This window comes from Pseudoalteromonas sp. Angola-4 (genome assembly GCF_028599265.1).
Classification (GTDB): domain Bacteria; phylum Pseudomonadota; class Gammaproteobacteria; order Enterobacterales; family Alteromonadaceae; genus Pseudoalteromonas; species Pseudoalteromonas atlantica.
In genome coordinates this window covers 28,253-50,044 of sequence record NZ_JAQREK010000013.1, presented here as the reverse complement: position 1 = coordinate 50,044, position 21,792 = coordinate 28,253, and the positions used below count along the sequence as shown (strand labels likewise).

Below are 21,792 nucleotides of genomic sequence, written 5' to 3'. Positions count from 1 at the left end.
TTTAACTAGGTGGCTTTTTTATTTGCTATGTGTTGTCCTCAAATGTGTTTGCTTATTTAGGACATATCAATAACCAATAAGTTATTTAGCAGGTAATACTGTGCTTTCTACACTACCAAAGCCAATACGGGCATAGCCTGGCTTTTCGCACCAGCCGCGCATAATTACATTATCGCCATCTTCTAAAAAGCTGCGCTGCTCACCATTACTCAGGGTTATTTTTTCTTTACCACCACGAGAAAGCTCTAATAAAGAACCCGCTTCTTCATGTGTAGGGCCTGACTGCGTGCCAGAGCCGAGCATATCACCTGGCATAAAGTTACAGCCATTTACAGTGTGATGGGTCACCATTTGCGCCACAGTCCAATATGAATGTTTGAAGCTTGAGGCAGAGACCTGCGTAGGTTGGTGGTTGTCATCACGCATTTTTTGAGTCTGAATTTTAACATCCATTTGAATATCAAATGCACCTTGCTCGCGGTTAGCGGCAGATTCTAGGTACGGCATTGGCTGTGGATCGTTTTCATCACGTGTCCAGCTAGTTCTAAAAGGTGCAAGTGCTTCAGTGGTGACAATCCAAGGCGATACGGTTGATGCAAAGTTTTTAGCTAAAAACGGGCCTAATGGTTGGTATTCCCATGCTTGTAAATCTCGTGCTGACCAATCATTAAATACACAAAAACCAAATACATGGTTTTCAGCGTTTTCAATGGCGATAGCATCACCTAACGCATTGCCTTTGCCTAAGTAAATACCAAGCTCTAACTCATAATCTAGGCGTTTACATGGGCCAAATGATGGGGTATCTGCATCGGGCGCTTTAGTTTGCCCTTTAGGGCGGTGAAACGTTTGCCCCGATACATCAATAGATGAAGAGCGGCCATGATAGCCAATCGGCACCCATTTATAGTTTGGTAAAAGCGGGTTGTCTGGTCTAAACAAGCTACCAACGGCGGTTGCATGGTAAATTGAGGTATAAAAGTCGGTGTAATCACCAATACGACACGGCAGTGAAAACTCTATATCAGCTTGAGCAATAAGGGTACTTTGCATTTCTTTTTGTTGCTGTGCGCCTTCACGCAATGCTTTTGAAAGCGCTAAGCGCAGTGCTGACCAGTATTGCTCCCCTAAACCCATAAATGTATTTAGTGTTGATTCGCTTGCTGCATCCAGAGCTGTTTTAGCATCACCGGTAAAAATGTTTAAGTGGCTCAATTTTGCTAAATCAATAACCTGATCGCCAATAGCAACCCCGCCTCTAAATTCTTCATTTGTGTTTTTAGTACGAAATTCTGCAAAAGGTAAATTTTGAATCGGGAAGTCACAGCCTTTAATATTGGCCGACTCTACCCAGCTAGTTAAATTAATGTCGTGGGTTTCGTTAATTTGGCTCATTACTTATCCTTTAGGTTTGATGTTGGGTGCATGCATTTATTTAAGCATACTTGTATCTTGCACCCTACTTTTTAAATATTAAAACGACAAAAAGCAGCGAAGATCGCTGCTTTTAATTTACTCAAAAAAGTTATAAAACGCCGCGGCGCTCTTGGTCTCGCTCAATTGACTCAAACAATGCTTGGAAATTACCTTCACCAAAACCACCATCATCTACACGTTGGATCATTTCTATAAAAATAGGTCCAAATAGGTTTTTAGAGAAAATTTGTAATAGGTAGCAGTTTTCACTTTGGCTATCGACTAATATTTGATGCTCGCGAATTTTTTCTTTATCTTCTGCAACCCACGGCACACGGTCAAAAATAGTGTCGTAATACTCAGGAATAATGTCTAAAGTAGCAATGGTCGATTTATCAAGCTTATCAAGCGAGCTAACTAAATCGTCAGTTAAAAACGCGAGATGTTGTACACCAGGGCCATTATATTCGCCTAAATACTCGTCAATTTGGTTGTTGTCATTGCCTTTACCTTCATTAATAGGAATTGAGAAGGTGCCACACGGTGATTTTAATGCATACGATAGCAACGCTGTTTTTTGACCTTTAATATCGAAATAGCGTACTTCTGTAAAACCAAACACGTCTTTGTAAAAGTTTGCCCATGTTTCCATAGTGCCTTTGTAAACGTTATTAGTTAAGTGATCTATACGTATAAAGCCTTTATCTTCAACTACATTAGGTGATGATAAATCTTCAAAGTCAGACTCATAAATAGACCCTTTATCACCAAATTGCTCAATAAAGTAAATCAGGCTATCGCCAATACCGTAAATGGCGGGGTAAGGTAAGTCTTTATGGGTTGAGTCGGTTGCGGGTTTTGCACCACGTGCTACAGCTGTTTCAAATGCATGCTGTGCATCCTCAACGCGCCAACCCATAGAGCAAATTGCTGGGCCATGACTTTTTGCAAATTCAGCAGAAAAACCATCGCGTTCGTTATTTAGTAAAAAGTGAATGTCGTTTTGGTTGTAATAGACAATATCTTTGCCTTTAAAATTTTTTAATTTTGAAAAACCAAAATCAGTAAACACTTTATCCATGTAGTCTGCATCAGGTGTTGCGTATTCAGTAAACTCAATACCAACTAAACCTAGTGGATTATTTGCTTCACTCATTTTTATTACTCCTGCAATAAATATTGCTACTGCGTTTATGTGTTGTTGTCGTGTTGAGCTAGATAATCAACTAGATTTTAAGTTTGGGGAAGAGGGGGAGCAGATTTAGCATTTGAGCAAACTGTAAATTTAATAAGACGTTTACTTAGTCAATAGGTTTATACCTTACGCTTTAGGGTAAACGAGCATTTATTAGCTTGATGCTTTTAGTTTATTAAAGTTTAAGGTGTTGATATAAATAAATAAAAAAGAGGTTTTATAAAAATAAAACCTCTTTTAAAAATGTAGTTACGTAATGTTTTTTGTATTTAATTGTTTACACTTTGTGTGCGATTGTTAAAAAACGTGTTGCGCTGCTCGAGCCAAAGATTAGGTGTTACGGTTGGAGCTGCTTGGTAATGGCGCTCAATAGCTTGGTTTAATACCCGTGTTGTAGGGGTAAATGTCAGCTTTGATTGTGCGCTGCCTATGCTTTTAATTTCGTCTCGAGTCAGGGCGCGCCCAGCATATAAAAGGGCGTTTAAATAACCGGGCACTGTTTCAAAGTTGTTATCTGTAAAGAGTAAAACAGATGACGTTAATGCCCAGGTGTTATTTATTTCACCGTCTTCTTTAACACCAGCAAGCTCGCCGTCTATGTACACTTCAAATACCCCATTACTGGGGGCGGTATAAAATACAAATGCAACTCGGTGCCAGTTTTCAGGCTCTGTTTGTCCAAAGTAACCACTATCACTGGTTGATTTACCATAACCGCCGGTTGGGTCGATAAACATATCGGCATCATCAGTGAGGTAATCTTGTGTGTTTGCTTGCATGATAGCGCGATAAATATCTTTGCCTTCTTCTGGCCAATATAAATCCATTACTAAGGTGTAATCAGAAACCATTCCTTCACTTGCATAATCACCATTGGCAGGTGTATTTAAGGTTATTAATAACCCCTCGGTAGGGGCGTGGCGTGAAAACGCCATTACACCTGAGCTGCCATCAGCAAAATCAGCAATACCAAGTGCTTGAGTTGTATTATATTGCGTTTCTTCAGGGCCCCAGTTTGTTTGTTCTGGGTCAAAATAGCTCAATACTGAAGGGCCATAATCTGCTGCCAAAGGGCTATTTGCATCATCAAAATTCCACACTGTGACAGTGCTTTGCTCATTACATGAAAAGAGTTGATTATCGGTATCTAGGTATAAGCACTGGCTTGTTCTAAAACGCGCATATTGATCGAGTAACCACCATGCTTCGTCAATGGCTTCAACGTTTGAAAACGTTACACCGCTAAAAAATAGCTCGGGATTAAGTGCTGCGCCTTTAAACAACGCAACCTGATAAGTGCTCGCAGCTTGTATATCATCTGGTTTGAGTAAAAACCAATCTGGCTGACTGGCAAACATGGTGTTTAAATCGCTACCTGTAACCGTTACGCTATATAACGAATTAAAGCCAGGAGTGTTAGAGGGCTGGCGCTCAACATAGTAGGCTTTATGAAAGTCTTCTTGTGTTAAGGTCCCTGGTGTCCACCTTGTTTGTACTAATCCTGGGTTAAGCAGGGCCGCCGTTATATCACTTGCATGGGCTGCAGCTAAAGCCGTTATTTCTGCAAGTTCTAAACTACTTGGGTAGTTTTCAGAAATAGCAATTTCTGTGTTTGCATCAGGCGCATAGCGGCCCATAATTTCATCAATTGCCAGCTTAGTTGGTTCATCACGTTCGCTAATGCTGTCAGTTTCAATGGTGCTGTAATCTATTGTTGGCGATGTTTTATCTTGCAAGTTAAACGTAAGAGTAATATCGGTGATGCCTTTGGCGTAAAAATCTGGCTGAATAACCACAGCGCCGTTCTCGAGCGTATTATAACTTTCACCGCCGTGGGTATGTCCGCCTAACACTAAATCAATACCGCTTACATCGGTTGCCATATCAATGTCTAAGCCTTCACCTAAGTGGCTTAGCATTACCATGTAGTCAACATCGTCTTGGTATTGGTTTACTATACTTTGTGCTATTTGTTGCCACTGCCAGCTCATTTTAAATTGTTTGATAAAATCAGGTATAGGCTCATCATCTATCGGTTCGTCTAGCTCGTTCCAAGGTACTGAGGTCATGCCAAATACACCTAAGGTCACACAGCCTACTTGTACTTTAGCAAAGCCTACAGCAGCAAAATCTTGTAATTGTTCGCCTTCATAGCGTGTATTACTGGCAAGTACTATGGCGTTATCATCTTGCGAGTAGCTTAATAACTTTTCTGGCCCCCATGCATAGTCGTGATTTCCTACCACACGTAAATCAAACTGCATGGCTTTAATGGCTTCTTCTGTAGCGCTACCTTGTGATAGTTGCTCAGCAACAGTGCCTTTTTCGTAGTCATCACCCCCGTTGGTAAAAAGGGTATGCGGCGTTTGTGCAAGTACTTGGTTGTAGTAGGCTTTTATGCGGCTAAAGTATTGCTCCTCATAACCGAATCGCGCATGTAGGTCTGCAACATGAACAACTCTAACCGATTGCTCTGTGGCTGTGGCATCACACGTTGGGCCTATAGCAGCAAAGGCCTCATTGCGCTGCATCATAATAGCGAAGGTTCCTAGTGTTGTTACTTGCGCACTTACAAACCCATCTGCAACAAAAGAGTTATCAATAACTTCCCAGCCATCGCCAGATTGTCTAGCAATAAATAGCTGGCCTCCTAATTGGTAATCATCAGGTATTTTTATGCTGATAGTAATTGGATCACTAAAAGAAAGCGTACTTGGGGTGAGTAGGTGTATATCTGAGATAATATTTAGTAGTGCATTTGCATCATCTAATACTGTTTTTTCGTGTGTAAGTTCAGTGTTTTGAGAGACGGCATTGGCAGGTACAGTCAGTAAAAAGCTTCCTTCATCAAGGCTGACATCTAAACCTGTAGTTGTAGATACGGTTAACTCGCTAGGCTCAGGCTCAACGGGATCATTAGGGTTAGTTGTAACTTGATCGTCTGAACCACCACAGGCTGATAAAAAAACAATGCTTAAGGTTAAAAATAGGGTGTGAGATAAAGTTAACAAGCGCATGTACTGCGTCCCTGAGACTAGTTAAAAATTAATCAGCAGATGATAGCAGTTTACAGCGAGGTGATATAGAAATTTGAGAAAATTTCCCCCATAGCGGCTATGGGGGAAATTATAAATAGTATTACGCGTAATTAAACGTGCAATATTATGCAGCTTTTTCTTCTAGGCCTTGTTTTTCCCATACTTTCGCTTTAAAGCTCATAAGCACTAAAACAATACCTACGCCAATGCTAAATAAGGCAATTTGTAAGTATAAGTTAGGGATTTCTTCAACGTTATTTGGATCAAAGTTACCAGCCAGTAAGCCAGCAATAATGTTACCAATTGAATAAGTTAATACAAATACACCCATCATTTGGCCTGTGTAACGACGTGGCGAAAGTTTACTTACCGCACTTAATGCTACAGGGCTTAAACAAAGCTCACCTACTGTATGTAAAAAGTAAGTTGTTACTAGCCAGTATGGCGCTACTTTTAAGCCTTCAGCTGCGTAGTGAGCGGCCATAAACATAACTAAAAAGCCAGAAGCCATAATAATTAAGCCCATTGCACATTTTACGCTGTAAGTCGGCGATACCATCTTTTTAGATAAGTTAATCCAAAGCGCGGCAAAAAATGGCGATAAAGCAATAATAAATAGTGAGTTTAAAGATTGGAACCACGTAGTCGGAATTTCAAAAGTGCCAATAAGGCGATCTGTGTAATCACGGGCAAATAGGTTAAGTGATGAACCCGCTTGCTCAAAGCCAGACCAAAAACACGCAGAGGCAACACACACTAAAAATAGTGCCCACATTCTTTGTTTTTCGCCCGCTGTTAATTTACCTGTAAAGTAAATAACCCCGAAATAAATAAAGAATATAATAGTAAACACAACAGCTGTGTAGCCTGCTACAACAGTTGGGTTAATAATAATTGCGCCCGTCATTGCTGCAGCGGTCACACCAGCGGCAATAACAACAAAAGCAGCAATACCAAACCATGCACGAGATGTACCTTTAGCGCTTAATGGGTTAGCCGGTAATGCACTGTGCTCTGGTAGGTTGTTAAGCGTACGCTTATATTGGATTAAGCCAATAGCCATACCCACAGCAGCTGCACCAAATGCCCAGTGCCAACCTACGTTTTCCATAAAGTAACCACATACGTAGTAACCAATTAAAGAACCTAAGTTAATACCCATGTAGTATATAGCGTAACCGCCATCACGGCGCTCATCAGCATCGCTGTATAACTGGCCTACCATTGCGCTGATATTTGGTTTTAGCAAACCAGTACCTGTAGCAACAAAGATCAAACCAATAAAAAATGAATACTCATGAGGCACGGCCAAAATAATATGGCCACACATGATGATGATACCGCCGTACCATACAGCCTTTTGACCACCGAATAATCTATCCGCTAGCCAACCACCCGGTAAGCCTAAGAAATAAACGGCACCTGTGTATAAACCGTAAATTGCAGCAGCTGATGCAACAGTAAAGGCAAGGCCTTCTTCTTGTAGGCTTGCTGTCATGAACAATACGAGCATCGCTCGCATGCCGTAGTAACTCATTCGTTCCCACATCTCAGTGAAGAACAATGTCGAAAGTCCTTTAGGGTGGCCAAACCAACCACTATCTGGAGCTGAACTCATATTTACTTCCTAACTTTAAGAATTGTTGTAATGGCCTTATAATTTTTTGCTTTAGCTGTTTTGTGCCATGGGGCACTAAAACGCTCGACCATCTGTATATTATTTGTAGCTAAGATAATGATTTGCTAAATGGTAGTAACACCACAAGGTAAGAGACACACCCTTATCCTAGTTACAATTGCGCTCAAGTATACATATACCTTAGTGCGAGGGGAAGCATTCGCGATATATCACCTTGCACTGCGTTAAAAGTCTGCATAGGGAATAATTGGGGTGCCAGGAAACTCTAACGTCCCGTACACAGGGTTGAAGTAATAGCGAATATAGAGCTGGCCAAAGTTTGGTTCGTAAAAGTCAGCACGATCGATGGCTAAATAACCACCAAAAAACCAATGCGGCGTTATACGGTACTCAAAGCTTCCTTCAAGATTGTATGACACGCCAGAGCTGTCATCACTCTCAAATACAGGGTCCACCCCGGTAATCGATTCTCTATCGTAGGCTTGTAGCTGCAAGTCAGTGTCGTTAGGATAAAAATCAATGGCTTGGGTTTTTGTTTGCGAATACGAAACCCCCGTTTTTAAGCGATAAACAAAATCATCGCCCCAGCGCGCATCGTAGCTTAAAGGCACCGACAACCCAACGTAGTTTTGTGGGCTATAGTAACCGCCGTGACCCCATGTTTCTTCACTTAAATTATACTGATATGCCCAATGCAATAGACTTGCGCCGACGGTAAACTCGCGTTCTTGATTACTAATAACGCGATAATAAGACCCGCCCATTACTCTATAGCGTTGGTTATCTTTAACATTTTGCCCTTTATAGAGCGTAAAGTCGGCGCTTGACCAAAAGCCCCAATCGCCACCTAAGTCATGAGATAGGTTGGCGGTAAGGCCTGTTGAGCGCACGCCGCCCCAAATTTCACCGGTATTTACATCTTCAAGCCCAGCATAAGAGAGCACGGAGCTTGTTACTGGGCGTTTTTCGAGCTCTAGGCTATAACCAAAGTCGCCAATACTGTTGGCGTAATTTACACCCCATACTATGTCTTCAATTAAAAAGCCAAGTGGGGTCGTGCCTACATCAACACGCCAATTTTCATTTTGCCACCCAATACCTATATCGACCCCATCTTGCTCAGGGCTTACTTCATCAATAGCACAGGTAAATATACAAAGTGCACCTTGGCCGTAGCGGCTACCAGCAAATTGCTCATCAAAGCGAGTTGTTTGTGCGCTAATAGTGGTTGGGTCTATTTTAATAAACCCTTGGCCTTGCCAAAGTGGAAAGTAGGCCTCAATAGGTACTAAGCCTGCGCCAAGAGTTGCCTCGCTTTCGGTGCTTGTTTGGCCACTAAAGTTTACCCCAATAGCAATGTATGCTTGGTTTTTGCTTTGCTCATTTATAAGCTCGCGTTTAGCGCCATTAATATACCACGCATCATTTTCATCTATGCGAGCAATTTGTTTATAAAACGATTCATCGTTTAGTCGTTGCTCGCTTGATAGCGTTTTTAAATACCATTGCTTAGCTTGGTCTTGTTCATTAAAATTTCGGGCAACTTCAGCGCCCAAATAACTAAGCTCTTTATCATTGGGTGATTTAGCAATTAATTGATTGGCTAAAGCTAAAGCATCACCTGCGTAATTAAAGTCATTTAACGAGGCCATTATTTGGCGTTGTAAGTAGGCTTGCTGATCATCTGTTTGCGTTATTGCGCGCTCAGTAACTTCTTTTGCCTGAAAGTCGTTACCTAATTCTCTGTAAGCTTTTGCTATTGCAAGCATTGCTTGAGGTTCAATTGGCTGATTGTTTTTCAGTTTTTGCTGATAAACAATAATTGCTGACTCTTGTTGCCCCAGAGCTAAATTAGCATTTATTAATGCCGTGGTGATGGCGGGTGTACTTTGGTACTTTTGATCAAGCTGGTTCAGCTTTGCTAATAATTCGCCACCTTCGTAATACTGATTAATATACGTGGTGTATAAATTGACGTACTGTTCTACTTCGCCAGCACTTGCATTATTAGGCAAGCTGTAATGAGAAAACCATTGTTCTACAGCAGGGCGCTCGTTTTGTTCTAATAGCCACTGCGCGTAAAGCATATGCCAATAAGGTGATAAAGTAGGCTCAGTATTTAATGCAGTATTAATTAACTTTAGAGCGTGTTTTTTCTCATCTATTTGATACCAGCTACGCGATAGCTCGGCTTTCATTACAGGAGTTAAATTTTGCGCTTCTAAATTACTTAAATGAAAAATAGCCGTGGTTCTATTTTTAGTATTTAAGTGTCGCTCGCTTTGTCGAAGAGACTCGTTGAGCCTAAGTTGTTGCTCAAGAGAAATTATGTCGTCATTTCGATCATTAACCGGCACATACTCTAAGGTGTTTAAAGCGCCTTGATAATCATCAATTGAGCGTAAAAATAAAGCATGGCTATAACGTAACTGTGGATTGAGCGGAAACTGCCAAAGCACATTATTAAATAACGTTTTTGCCTTTTGAGTTAACCCGTTTTGTTGATAAATAAACGCTAAATCGTAATAAAGCCAAGGCTGCTCAGGGGCCAGTTCAATAGCCTCTTTTAAGGTTTTCTCAGCAAGCTCTGTATCGCCTGCATCACTATGTTGGCGTGCTTTTTCGCGAAGCTGGCTACTTAACGTTGCCACATACACAGGTTTAAGTTGTGCTTTTTGAGACTGAGATAAAGCATTATAAAACTTGATTAACGACTGCTCATTGTTATCCAATTCAACAATTTCTAATAACCCTGTTAGAGCGCCATTATTAAGCGGGTCATTTTTTAACACGGTTTGATAAATAGCGGCCGCTTGTGAATAATTACCTTGAGCAAATTGTAACAATCCGCGGTTATACAAAACGCTAGCAGGGTCTTGCTCAAGTGTGTCGGCTAAATTTAATTTAAGCAACGCCGTTTTAAACTGGCTATTATTTATGGCTTCTTTAGCTTGGCGTATGTAAAGCCAAAACTTTGCTGTGGTTGCTAAGTCTTTTAGCGTTTCTCGCTCGGCAAAGTCGGCGGTATGCGAATACGCCTTAGTAAAATAATTATAAGATGTTTGATTTTTACCCATACGCAAATAAAGGGTGCCAAGGCTGCGCATAATTGCGCCATCGTTAGGGCGTCCTTTGAGTGCTTTTAGTAAAAGCGGCTCTGCGGCAACGAGCTTGTTTTTTTCAAGTAACGCCTCACCTTTAAGCCATAGTTGGTAGGCCGGGTTAGCTAATAATTTTTGTCGCGCTTTTAAATCTTTTTTGAAATCTTGATACTGTAATTCGCCTTTGCTGCTAAACGGATACACGCTAAAGTAGCGCTGAAATTGTTTTTCTGTAGCGCTATTTAATTGCATGTTAGATAAAGCACCTAACCAGATTGCTTCTACTTCATTACTGTAGCGAGAGGTGGCACCATATTTACTTAAAATCGTTAGCGCGGTGCTATCAGTGGGGTTATTTCTGAGTAAGTGGCGCGCGTATGCAATATCTACCGCGCCGATGTTTTCGTAACTGCGTAGTAGCCTTTCGTAGCCTTTTTTTACATTTTTCCATTGGCTTTGCTCTTGTGCATACCAACTTAAGTGCTCGAGCTCAAACGCTAAGCTTGGATAGGTGTTTTTAAAAAGCCTGTTGTAAATTAATCGCGCTTGTTCGTAACGTCCCGCACGGGCAAGTAATTTAGCTTGCTGTATATCTGCTTTGTCTTCGTTTTCTAATCTAGCAATTAATCGTAACTGTTCTACACAAGGCTGGGTACGTGTGTTGTTACCGTCAATTTTTCTTAAAATTTGATTTGCTTGTATAGCCTTACCATTGGCAAACTCAAAACGAGCAAGCGCACACTGGCTTTCTATTCGATTAGGGGCAATGGCCAATAGCTTTTGTAAGCTATCGGCAATTAAATCTTTATTTTCTTGCACTTCACCAATATTGATTTGGCTTAAAAGCCACTCAACAGAGTGTGTATCAATGTCATTATTTGTTTTAGCATGCACACTTGCGCTGACTGCTAACGTACAAACAACAGCCCATTTTAACGACATTCAGTGCTCCACCTTGGCTTGAGCGTCCCGTCTGCTGTTATTAAAAAGCGCTTATTAAGCGCGCTACTACCAAACAGGTTTAATACACTGTCGTAATAGCGTGTTTGTGTGAATGACTTATCGACCATTAACTTTTGTTGAATGGCCATAACCAAAGAATCATCGCCATTTTCTTTTAGCATGGGCAGTAGAGCAGCATTAAAGCCTAATGGGCCACGCTTTTGGGTTTTGCCAGAGCGCGCATAGGTATTTAAAGGAACGTAGCCACGGCTGTTTATAGCCTCTACAAAAGGGGTAAACTGCTCGCTTAGTTGTGCTTTGTAAGGCGCATCGTTCGCCATCATACTGGCCCATAAGTAAACCCTAATGGCGTTAAAGCTGCCTAAATCGGTTGCTTTTTTATCATAATAAAAACCTTTTGCTGGGCTATACATCACCCAGTCAGGGCTAACCCCGTTTTTAGCGGTATCCAAAATAAGCTTTGCAGACGCTTCATGTAATTGCTGCCAAGGTGAGTGCGGGTATAGTTTGCTAAATTGCTGATAAATAAATAACGGTGAATAACTAGGGTTGAGTTTATAGGTGTTATTTTCAAATTCAAACCCAGCAGGGGCGGGTAATAAAGTAAGCCCTAACCCTGAAATATAGGCGGTTTCTTCTCGCATAATACGCTGCGCTAATACAGCAGCTAAAATACTATAGCGGCGGTCGTCCCATAAAATAGCTGCTTGCGATAAACTATATGCTATCCACAAATCAGAATCTGATGCTGGGTTTGAGTCTATAATCCCATAGGTATCATTACCTGTTTCACCCCATTGCCAAGCAGGCAAACGTGTACTTAAATCGCCTTCAGAGAGATGGTCCTGCGTCCAATCTAAAATGGTATCAAACGCGGCTTTATCGTTTGCTACTAGCGCAAAAAATAGTGCGTATGATTGCCCCTCTGAGGTGGTAATATTTTGCTTTGAGCCTAGGTCTATTACGCGACCGTCATCACTAATAAAGTGATTTTTAAATACTTGCCACCCCTGCCAAGGCTCGCACTGCTGCGTTTGCGCTGACACAGAAAAACTTAAAAAAGCGGCTACTAATAATGCTCGGTTAAGTAATGTCATTATTCATCTCCTTCAGCTAAACGCTTATGGGTGAGTGCTTGTAGTAATCGCCATAAAATAAATGAAATTAGTAACAGCGTTAATATAGAAAGCAGGGCTAAAATAAATGGATGGTCAGATAAATGGAACCACACCAGCGTATGTACAGGAATATGACCAACAAAGTATTGCTCTTCAGTTTTTATTGTTTTAACGCCTTGTGAGTTTATAACCGCAGCACTGCCTTTTAATTGGCTTAATGTTTGCGAATCCATAAGGGTTTTATCAATTAAGCCAAATGCTTTTTCAGTGGTGGCATTAAGTGACACAACAGAGCGTTCAGAATCAAAAGGAGATTGATAAGCTGTAATTACCGCCATATCTCCGCTACTTTTTACACTCACTTGTATTTTATCTATGGCTTGCTCATCGTATGCACCGTTGTAAATTGCTTGCTTTATTTCACGTTGGTTATTGGTTAAAAGTACGTTTGTATGCGCATCTTCATCTAGTTGCTGAGCTTTGCTGCCAGGCTTTGCAACAACTAAAATATCTTTGTCGTCTAAATCAACATTTTCATTTAAATGGGCCACTGTCATTCTGTGGGTTGGATACCCCGTTATTGCGCCAAAATGACCGGTAAGATTAAACAGCAAAGTTAACGCTTTTGCAGAAGGCTGCGGGTCAATTAGTACAAGTGTTTGCTGTAAATCGGCATATTTGGTGTACGGGAAGCCACTGTTCGCAAAAACATTCAAATCTGGCAGGGCAATGTAATGATCAAAGCCACTTACATCAATATTAGAATTACCATCAATAACACCAAACTCACCACCAGGTGGTGCTATTGCACACTCACCTTTTTTCAGCACACCAAATCTAAAATCAAAGTTTAGCTCGTTCCGAGTGGCTAAGTTTATGCCATTAAGTGAAAAGTTTTCTGCGTTTTGTGTAGTATCGGTATTGGCAATAAGCGGCAATAATGTTTTTGTAGTATTGAGTGCAGAGTCGTCGTTATCTAACAAATATCCACTAATAAACTTTTGATTAATCAACATATTTAACCGAGAGTCCAAAGACTCGCTTTCGGGTGTGCTGCGATATTGCAATGTAATGGGGATGCCTTTTTCGCGCCAAGTAAATAAATCTGGAGCAAAACGCACGTTTAATTTTACGGGTCCGTTATTTAGCCCTTGTGCTTGTAGCTGATTGTCAAAATCAATTAATTCGTCAAAGTGTACAGCTCTATCAGCGCGTAACCAGCGCGGGGCATCGTACGCCTTGCGAAGCGGTAGTTGGTTAATTGCTTCTATGCTAGCTGTTCTGCCGGTCATGACTTTATGGCCAAAGGCCAATCCCGTGACGGCGGTTTTTAAATCGTCTTCATCACGCCCTAAAATAAGCAACATTTTGCTGTATCTATGTAGTGGGTTTGAAATAATCTCAACGGTTGGCTTTTCCACATCGGGATAGTCTTTTAAAAAGTCAGGCTTTGAATCGTTGGTAATAAAAACCACGCTGTGCGTATCTAATGATTTGTTAATCACCACCGGAAAATCAGCACCACGCCAGTCAGCTTGCGCGCCAAACCAGCTTGAAAGAGTCGCAGCCGCTTCAATTGTTTTGGTGTTAGGTGTTTTTGCAAACACAAACGGTAAGCTTAACTTATTGTAATCTTTGGCATCAAAAAAGGGCTCTGGTAAATACTCTAAACGGCTATCTATTGCCAGTTGCTTTTGATTGAGCGTGATATTGCTCGATTTATTAATTTCGGTCCAAATAGAGCGACTAAAGTAATCTTGGCAACGTAAATCATAATAACCAACAAGCTCAAACCGTACTTGGTTGTAGTCTTGTACATACTTAGCATTGAGTTTTAGGCTATGGTTAACGGTATTTTTAACCACACTTAGTTGCTCATTTATGGGCAGTACAGTGACCAAGTTTTCATTAAAATACACTTTTAAATGCGACACGTTAGCAATCAATGATGGCGAGTTTGTGTACGAAAAATTAAGCTGTAAATCGGTGCTTAATTTATCAATACGGTTGGTAAAATCCACTCTTGAGTTGTTGTTTATGCCATCAAGCTTGTAGCCATTAAAGCCCAAAGCAGCAAAGTCTAATCTTAAACTAGACACGTTGGCGCTTTCTGGGTAGCCATTTATAAACACAGATTTATCGTGCATTGGCTCAATAGCACATGCTTTGTAAGCACTGCATGTTAAAAACAGTATTAGAAATGTATTAAGCAAATTTTTAATCATAATTATTATGCACTATTGGTTTTTTAGGGGTGAAAGAGTTTATATATACAACAATTTTTGTCATTAGTTTTACAAAGGGTTGTAATGGCTTAGGAGCATGAAACAATAAATTGCTAAATCCTCTTAAACTTGTTTTTTGTACTTCTTTAAAGCTATATGAAGGGCGGTCATGACGAAAATTATTTTGCCAGTCAAGCCACGCATCCGCTCTTGAAAAGGTGCACTGTATAAATGCTTTTTGCTTTTCGAGCGAGAGATCTTTTAACGTTAAGCCTATTTGTTTGTTTCGGGTGTTACATACATACGTTGTAAACGAAAACTGTTTATTACCGCGGCTCATTAATAGCTCTATTTTGTCGTTTACTCGGCATAAATGAGCGTGCTCTGTTTCAATGCCTACCCCATTATCAGAGTAATCGGTTATTTTAACTTTTAACGTATGCCCATTTGCTAAGCGCACGCCCGCCGGAAAGTTTGCCTTAATACGGTGTGACTGCCTTACTTGCCTAGCTTCTGCAGCAACGGCTACCGCAGCGCCTAAAATAATAATATTATAAATTGCCCAGCCCATGCTGATTAACAAAACGCCCACTTGGCTCGGATCGCCAAAGCCTAAGCGTAAAACACCTACAAGCATGCCAACTAAGTTTATGAGTAAAAGTACCAAGTAGGGTTTAGATATACCCCAATCGTAATGTTCTTTATCATTTAAGCCGCCTTTCTCTGTTACGTTAAACTTACCCTTATTAGGGTTTATTAGCGCAACGGTTGTCGGCTTTAATATGTACCAGGCAAGAACAGACTCATACACTTCACCCCAAAAAGAGTAGCGATATTTACCCTGAATTCGTGAGTTGGTCGCTTTTATTTGTATGAGTGTAGGCACTACATAAATAAAAATAGCTAAAAACGGCGCATAGATAATGTAAGCATTAAAGTATATGAGCGCCAGTGGCGCGGTTAAAAATACAATACGCGGAATGCCCGATAAAAAGTGCAGCATGGCGTTTAAGTAGCACAGGCGCTGTGGTATATCGAGCCCTTTACCTAAAATTGGGTTATCGAGCCTAAATATTTGTGCCATACCCCGAGCCCAACGAATACGCTGGCCAATATGTGCAGAGAGGCTGTCGGTGGCAAGGCCTGCAGCTTGTGGGATATTTATATAAGCGGTTTTATAACCGGCACGTTGCATACGCAGAGCAGTGTGGGCATCTTCGGTTACCGTTTCAAATGCAAAGCCACCAATATTGTCGAGTGCTTCGCGTTTTAAAACAGCGCATGAGCCACAAAAGAAGGTGGCATCCCACATGTCATTACCATCTTGGATCAACCCATAAAAAAGCATGTTTTCATTAGGGATTTGGCTGTGGTTATTTAAATTACGCTCAAACGGATCTGCTGAGAAAAAGTGATGCGGTGTTTGAACTAAACATACTTTGCTGTCTTTTAAAAATTGCCCCATGGTCATTTGTAAAAATGAGCGGGCAGGTACGTGGTCACAGTCAAAAATAGCAATGTAGTCGCCGTTAGTGTAGCGCATGGCGCTATTCATATTACCGGCTTTAGCGTGGTTATTATCGGGTCGTGTTAAATAACCCACCCCCACTTTTTGAGCAAATTCTTTAAACTCAGGGCGTTTGCCATCATCAAGAATATACACGTTGAGCTTATCTGCAGGCCAATCAATGCTCATCGCCGCAAGCGTGGTAGGTTGTACAACACTTAATGGTTCATTATAAGTAGGAATGTATACATCAACTGTTGGCCATAAGTCAGTGTTTTCTGGCAACGGAACAGGTTTACGCTCAAGGGGGTTTATAGTTTGAAAAAAGCCTAAAATGAGCACTAGCCACGCATAGGTTTCTGCCAGCAGCAAGCCTGCGCCTAACGTAAGTGCAACAGGGTCATCCCAATTGAGGGTTTCTGTGTAGCGCCACCATAAATAACGCGATGAAGTGGTTACCGATAGGGTGATCATTACAATCGTGGCCATTTGCCCTTTAACGCGCTTAAGCCCGTATGCCACTATCAAAATAAAACTAATAAACACGGCTTGCGCTTCTAGGCTAAACGGAATGGTTATAAAAATAGCCAGTAAAAACAATATAAAGGCTACAACCACATATTTTATTAGTTTATTTTGCCAAATCTTAGCGTCAGCCATGGTTTTAAAAGCACTTTTTTTAGGACCCTTAACGTTTTTTGATAACAAACGCTTTAGTAATCTACCTAGTTTTAAGTCAAACCAACGCAACTGTTTAAGTGAATAACTTACCCCATTATAAAACTGATTTGATAGCCGCTCCCTTACAGAGTTATTTTTAGGTTTGTATTTAAAAAATAACAAATAAACGCTTTGAATGATAAAGCGCAAAATATTTGAATAAATAAACGTGCGGTACGGCAAGCGAAGATGCGGGTAGTAATCATACGAAACAAGTTCAAAGTTAATTTTGTGGTCTTTTATATTGATAAACAATGAACTAATCAGCGTAATAAAAGGCATTAAAAAGGCTTCTATTACGTTTACTTTGTGCTGGTTAAAATAACTATGAAACTTAAATAAAATATAACGTACAAGTTTTTCAGTAAAAATAATGCTTAACAGTAAATACAAAGTACTGTGTATTGGGCGCTTATAAAATAAAGAAAAGCTCATAACTACAGGGCCGATTTACTTACAAGCCAGCCGGCAAGTGTTTCAAAGTCATCGTTAGCAACACTGTAAGGCGCACAATTAAGCGCTACATTTCTATAGGCTGTAGACTCTTTAATTACTTCATCACTATTTATAAAAAAGGGTGCCATAAGCGGCAAGGTAGATTGCCATAAAGAAAACAGGTCAAACTCAAGTGTTGATGCAGAGTTATAACGATTGACTAAAAAGAAGTGTTTCCACTGGTTGTCAGTGTGTTTTAACGTTTGTAGTTTTTTATAAATTAAGCTGTGGCAAATAGCATCACAATTAACTATTTCAATCACTATGTCGTTTTTATCGAGCGGATAGTGGGTGATATCAATATGTGCAGGGCAATCAAAAAGAAGCCAAGCATTATTGTTATAATCCAGTTTATTGCAATTGTTTATAAAATCGAATAACGCTGCGGTACTAACACTTTTATCGCCAAAAGGTAAAAACACTATGCCATCACTATCTTGATGAAAGTGCTCAAGGGCTTGTTCAAAGTCCTGCTCGTTACTCCAGCCTTGGTTGTACTGCCAAGGCAGGCCAAAGTGCAGGCCCAAATCGCTTTTAGAGTCTAAATCTATAGTGATAACGTCAGAGCCCGACTTTTTTAATACGCAGGCTAAGTTGGCAACCATAGAAGTAGCGCCAGTGCCGCCTTTAATGCCTTTTAGAAAAATTCTTTGCAAAGGATTGTTTACCTGTCGTTTCAATTACTACTTACGCATTTACTGCACGGTGTATTTCGTTCAGTAATGCATATTTTTTTATTGTTTGTTTATTTTTTTGTTTATTAACAATTTCAACGTAATCTTCACTTTTGCCGCCAAAACGTCGTGCAAGGTTCTCAATGTCATTTGATGTTAAGGTTTCAGAGCTTTTTGTCGTTAAATTACGCATTGTTGCCTTTGTGCTAAAGTTTATTATTTTTATTTAAAGTGGACAATATTTGTCTATTATATATAGAATAGCGGGTAAAACTAGTAAAAAAGTATTTTTTATAGGCTAAATTCAGTGCAAAACTTTAACATTTCAGGCTTGCAGCCCTCTGCTGCAGAGCTAAAACCTGCATCGTTATATGCAATTTTAGCCCCTTTAGACAATTTTGCTACTGAACTGGCATTACATGCAATTAATAACCCCTCAGTCTCTGATATTTATATTGTTTCTTCTCAAATAGAAACATTTTTTGAAGGTCCTTTTAGCGATGCATTAAATCATGCATTTGACCAACACAAAGTGCATCCGTTTAGGTTTTCGGCAGATACGCGCGACTGGCCAAAGCAACAAATAATTAACAATACCCTAAAAGAGCTAAATGCTTATAAACAGCTAAATAACGCATTAGTCATTGTTCACTTTAGTACGACTGATTTAGCTTCATTGGATCAAAAGCAACTGATGCAAAGTGTTCAGGCCTATAAAAAATTTAGTACACAATCAGGAGCAACTGTCTTATTTTTAGTTTCAGGCCCTGAGGTGACTAACTATCGCTTTTTATTAAGGCGGTTAAATTCGGACCTCGACGGGTTAGTATATGTTGAGAATGATTCCACAGTGCGCGTACTAGAGTACGATTATTGGCATCACAGTACAGGTATCATCGCCTCTGTACAGTATCCATTAATGATTGAAAATGGCTGCTTTAAAGTGCAGCAAAATAGTATTACGGAACAACAAACCTCAACATCGGGTGTATTTGCAGATGAAGACGACGTGTGGATTGTACAAGGAGCTATTCCTGAAGGGACCAAGCTTCCTGCAAAATATAAAATAATAAAAGACAACAATGCGCTTTTTTCAAAAGGCCCTAAATTAGAGGCGGCAACATTGGTATTTGCAGTTTCGCGTTATACCGATTTAGCCCTGCTTGCCAAGCAATGTTTTGAGCTGAGAAAAAACTGTGGTCGCTGGCTTAAATTAGTGATTCAGAACGTTGACGGGGTGATCCGCCATCAAGATGAATGCTTATTTTTGACCTTAGGTGTTAATCTTATTTTGTATAGTTTTTCAGAGCCTTCAAGGTTGCTCTCACAAGTTCAGTCAATTCAAGGGTTTCAATTTTCAAGACCGTTACCGCCTTCTATTGAACATGTACTTCAATTTACCGAAAATACCTTTTCTAAAGGTTACCTGCCTTTTATAGAATTTACCAAACAGGTAGAAGTTCACAGCGACTCAGCTGTAAATTTAGGGGTAAGCGGGGTGTTAGTTAAATTAGAGCTTTTGCCTCGGATTGACCCAATCCACCCTTTGCATTTATTTCATATAAAGCGAGAGGGTGACGTATTCAGTTTGGTAGAAAACACCGTGTATTTGTATTTACATGCGTGTCGCGAAAATGATGTAAACAATGCGATAAAGCACTTGTTTAAATTAGAAACAAACGATTTTTTTGCGCAGCAAAATATTATTTCCGATCATTTTTATATTCAGCAAGAATGTAAACAGCTTAGGCGTTATTATGCGGGCCAAGATATAACCGATTACTCTGCCCAATTAAAAGAGAATGAAAGCTATAAATTTTCGCAAAAAATAGATGCAAGTGTTGCAGCTGATTTAGAAACACCAGAGTTTACTAAAAACGAGCGCGCAGATGCTGTGCCGTTTAAAATGGCCATAAAGAGTAACGTATGAGTATCAATCAATTATTGATTACAGCAATTTTAGCGATGCTAGTTGGCGTATTTTTATGTATGTCGGGGTCGTTGATACTGAAAAAAATAAAAAAATACTATGCTCAGCTTACGTTTAAACATGAAGTACTCGAACCTTACAAACCAAATAGAATAAAGAAGGGTAAATAGTGAAATTATCAGGCTTAGGGGTGTGGAACCTCTATTTTTTAGTTAAGTTTGCACTTTTTTATTATGGTGCAATCGACTTTGGCTTATTAGCAAATGCTGCGCTGGCTGCTTTTTTTGCTATTTCTTACACGCACCCTTTACTAAATAAAGCCAAACATTGGTTAGGCGCAGTAATGGCCATTGTTTTACTTTATAAAGATTCGTGGTTGCCCCCTATAGACCGTTTAACACGCCAAGCTGGTAACGTGCAAGACTTTAGCTTTGGCTACTTTTTAGAGCTCATGGCGCGTGTCATTAATGTTGATATGTTATTGGCACTGTTTGTTATTACTGTGTGCTTTTGGTATTGCTCACAGTGGATACGCTTTACCACCGTAACAATAGTTGGGCTTATGTTTGTAGCCTGGCAGGGGACAAACAACGAGGATAATTTAATTACACAGCCAGTGGCGGCTAATAATGTTCAAACAGCAGCGCCTCGTGCACAAGCACAGGTGGTAACACAAGAAGCAAAATCGCCTGATCAGCAATTAAAAGAGTTTTATCAGCAACAAAGTTTGCTAGCAAGCCAGTTCCCTCAGCAATATAATGGCGAGTTATTTGATGTCATAGTACTAAATATTTGCTCGATGGCCGTGGCTGATCTAGAGGCTATTGGCGTAAGCCTTGATGATTTATATAGCGATTTTGATGTGGTGTTTTCTGATTTTAATTCGGCTACTTCTTACTCTGGGCCTGCTGCAATTCGCCTTCTACGAGCAAGTTGTGGTCAAACAAGCCAAACTGCCTTATTTGAAAATGCACCAGAGCAGTGTCATTTGTTTAAAAATTTAGAAAACTTAGGTTACAAAAGCAATGTGGTTATGAACCACGACGGCCACTTTGATGAGTTTAAAGGTTTGGTGAAAAAGTTTGGTAAAATAGATGAGCAGCCTTACGATATAACTAACTTACCTGTAGCTCAATACGGGTTTGACAACAAACCTATTTACTCAGACGGGGCAGTACTAAACTCATGGTTAAATGATAAAGGTGAAGACTGCGCGCCATGTGCTATGTATTACAACACCACCAGTTTGCATGATGGCAATCAACTAGCGAATCAAGCCCGCATGAGTAGCCTTGAAAGTTACCCAATTAGACATAAAAACTTATTTAACGATATTAACGGGTTTATTAAAAACCTAGAAAAACGTGGTCGTAATGTCATGCTGATGATAGTACCTGAACACGGCGCAGCATTAAAAGGCGATAAAGTGCAGTTTGCTGGGCTTCGTGAGATACCAAGCCCAAGTATTGTATCTGTTCCGGTGGCGATTAAGTTTATTGGTAAAAATGTACAAAGCTATTCACAAGCGCTTGTAAGCGAATCAACAAGTTACTTTGGTTTATCGGAGCTAATTAGTGGCGTGCTTAGCACAAACTTTTTTGCAGGTAATGGCAATATTGCCGACTTAGTTGATACGCTGCCTCGTGCACCTAAAGTAGCCGAAAACGCTGACACAATAATGATGTATGTTAATAAGCGCCCTTATATTCAATTAGATGGCGGAGACTGGACCCCATACCCGCAAAATTAATAGCATATTTGCACGACCCCT

The 21,792-nt window shown here is 40.3% G+C and carries 12 protein-coding genes; 2 read left to right on the top strand and 10 right to left on the bottom strand.

Features of this window, described 5'->3' with window-relative positions; all coding sequences use genetic code 11:
• Nucleotides 1-81: 81 nt before the first annotated feature.
• The 10 genes from fahA to bcsR all read right to left on the bottom strand — a co-directional run bounded on the left by fahA (nt 82) and on the right by bcsR (nt 18,284).
• Complete coding sequence (gene fahA, locus PSH48_RS14615) at nt 82-1,395, bottom strand: fumarylacetoacetase (RefSeq protein WP_138579267.1); 1,314 nt, start codon at nt 1,393-1,395, stop codon at nt 82-84.
• Between the two features lie 130 nt (nt 1,396-1,525).
• Nucleotides 1,526-2,572, bottom strand: a complete 1,047-nt coding sequence (hppD, locus tag PSH48_RS14610; protein WP_273611799.1) for a 4-hydroxyphenylpyruvate dioxygenase — start codon at nt 2,570-2,572, stop codon at nt 1,526-1,528.
• Between the two features lie 308 nt (nt 2,573-2,880).
• Entirely contained in the window at nt 2,881-5,628 is a 2,748-nt protein-coding gene (locus PSH48_RS14605; protein WP_273611798.1) for a metallophosphoesterase, read from the bottom strand.
• Nucleotides 5,629-5,773: 145 nt separating this feature from the next.
• Nucleotides 5,774-7,267 carry a peptide MFS transporter gene (locus PSH48_RS14600; RefSeq protein ID WP_138579263.1) on the bottom strand — a complete coding sequence of 498 codons (1,494 nt, stop codon included), beginning with the start codon at nt 7,265-7,267 and terminating at the stop codon, nt 5,774-5,776.
• Nucleotides 7,268-7,512: 245 nt separating this feature from the next.
• The gene (locus PSH48_RS14595) at nt 7,513-11,331 is read right to left on the bottom strand and encodes a cellulose synthase subunit BcsC-related outer membrane protein (RefSeq protein ID WP_138579261.1); all 3,819 of its coding nucleotides are present in this window, start codon (nt 11,329-11,331) and stop codon (nt 7,513-7,515) included.
• Nucleotides 11,322-12,449, bottom strand: a complete 1,128-nt coding sequence (bcsZ, locus tag PSH48_RS14590; protein ID WP_138579259.1) for a cellulose synthase complex periplasmic endoglucanase BcsZ — start codon at nt 12,447-12,449, stop codon at nt 11,322-11,324. Before bcsZ ends, PSH48_RS14595 begins: the two co-directional genes overlap by 10 nt.
• Complete coding sequence (bcsB, locus tag PSH48_RS14585; RefSeq protein ID WP_138579257.1) at nt 12,449-14,695, bottom strand: cellulose biosynthesis cyclic di-GMP-binding regulatory protein BcsB; 2,247 nt, start codon at nt 14,693-14,695, stop codon at nt 12,449-12,451. Before bcsB ends, bcsZ begins: the two co-directional genes overlap by 1 nt.
• Entirely contained in the window at nt 14,688-17,357 is a 2,670-nt protein-coding gene (bcsA, locus tag PSH48_RS14580; RefSeq protein WP_138579255.1) for a UDP-forming cellulose synthase catalytic subunit, read from the bottom strand. Before bcsA ends, bcsB begins: the two co-directional genes overlap by 8 nt.
• A 2-nt stretch (nt 17,358-17,359) precedes the next feature.
• Nucleotides 17,360-18,073 (bottom strand): cellulose biosynthesis protein BcsQ, encoded by a 714-nt coding sequence (gene bcsQ / locus PSH48_RS14575; protein WP_024032290.1) that lies wholly within the window; start codon nt 18,071-18,073, stop codon nt 17,360-17,362.
• Between the two features lie 31 nt (nt 18,074-18,104).
• Nucleotides 18,105-18,284, bottom strand: a complete 180-nt coding sequence (gene bcsR / locus PSH48_RS14570; protein ID WP_055253153.1) for a BcsR/BcsP family cellulose biosynthesis protein — start codon at nt 18,282-18,284, stop codon at nt 18,105-18,107.
• Nucleotides 18,285-18,398: 114 nt separating this feature from the next.
• Here bcsR and bcsE point away from each other — a divergent pair, with 114 nt between their 5' ends.
• Nucleotides 18,399-20,021, top strand: a complete 1,623-nt coding sequence (gene bcsE / locus PSH48_RS14565) for a cellulose biosynthesis protein BcsE (RefSeq protein WP_138579253.1) — start codon at nt 18,399-18,401, stop codon at nt 20,019-20,021.
• Nucleotides 20,022-20,190: 169 nt separating this feature from the next.
• Entirely contained in the window at nt 20,191-21,771 is a 1,581-nt protein-coding gene (gene bcsG, locus PSH48_RS14560) for a cellulose biosynthesis protein BcsG (protein WP_138579251.1), read from the top strand.
• Nucleotides 21,772-21,792 lie beyond the last annotated feature (21 nt).

Excerpts from the sequence above, each read along its gene's own strand:
- bcsZ (WP_138579259.1), bottom strand. The coding sequence starts at position 12,449 with ATGACATTACTTAACCGAGCATTATTAGTAGCCGCTTTTTTAAGTTTT.
- PSH48_RS14595 (WP_138579261.1), bottom strand. The coding sequence starts at position 11,331 with ATGTCGTTAAAATGGGCTGTTGTTTGTACGTTAGCAGTCAGCGCAAGT.
- bcsR (WP_055253153.1), bottom strand. The coding sequence starts at position 18,284 with ATGCGTAATTTAACGACAAAAAGCTCTGAAACCTTAACATCAAATGAC.
- fahA (WP_138579267.1), bottom strand. The coding sequence starts at position 1,395 with ATGAGCCAAATTAACGAAACCCACGACATTAATTTAACTAGCTGGGTA.
- bcsB (WP_138579257.1), bottom strand. The coding sequence starts at position 14,695 with ATGATTAAAAATTTGCTTAATACATTTCTAATACTGTTTTTAACATGC.
- PSH48_RS14605 (WP_273611798.1), bottom strand. The coding sequence starts at position 5,628 with ATGCGCTTGTTAACTTTATCTCACACCCTATTTTTAACCTTAAGCATT.
- PSH48_RS14600 (WP_138579263.1), bottom strand. The coding sequence starts at position 7,267 with ATGAGTTCAGCTCCAGATAGTGGTTGGTTTGGCCACCCTAAAGGACTT.
- bcsA (WP_138579255.1), bottom strand. The coding sequence starts at position 17,357 with ATGAGCTTTTCTTTATTTTATAAGCGCCCAATACACAGTACTTTGTAT.
- hppD (WP_273611799.1), bottom strand. The coding sequence starts at position 2,572 with ATGAGTGAAGCAAATAATCCACTAGGTTTAGTTGGTATTGAGTTTACT.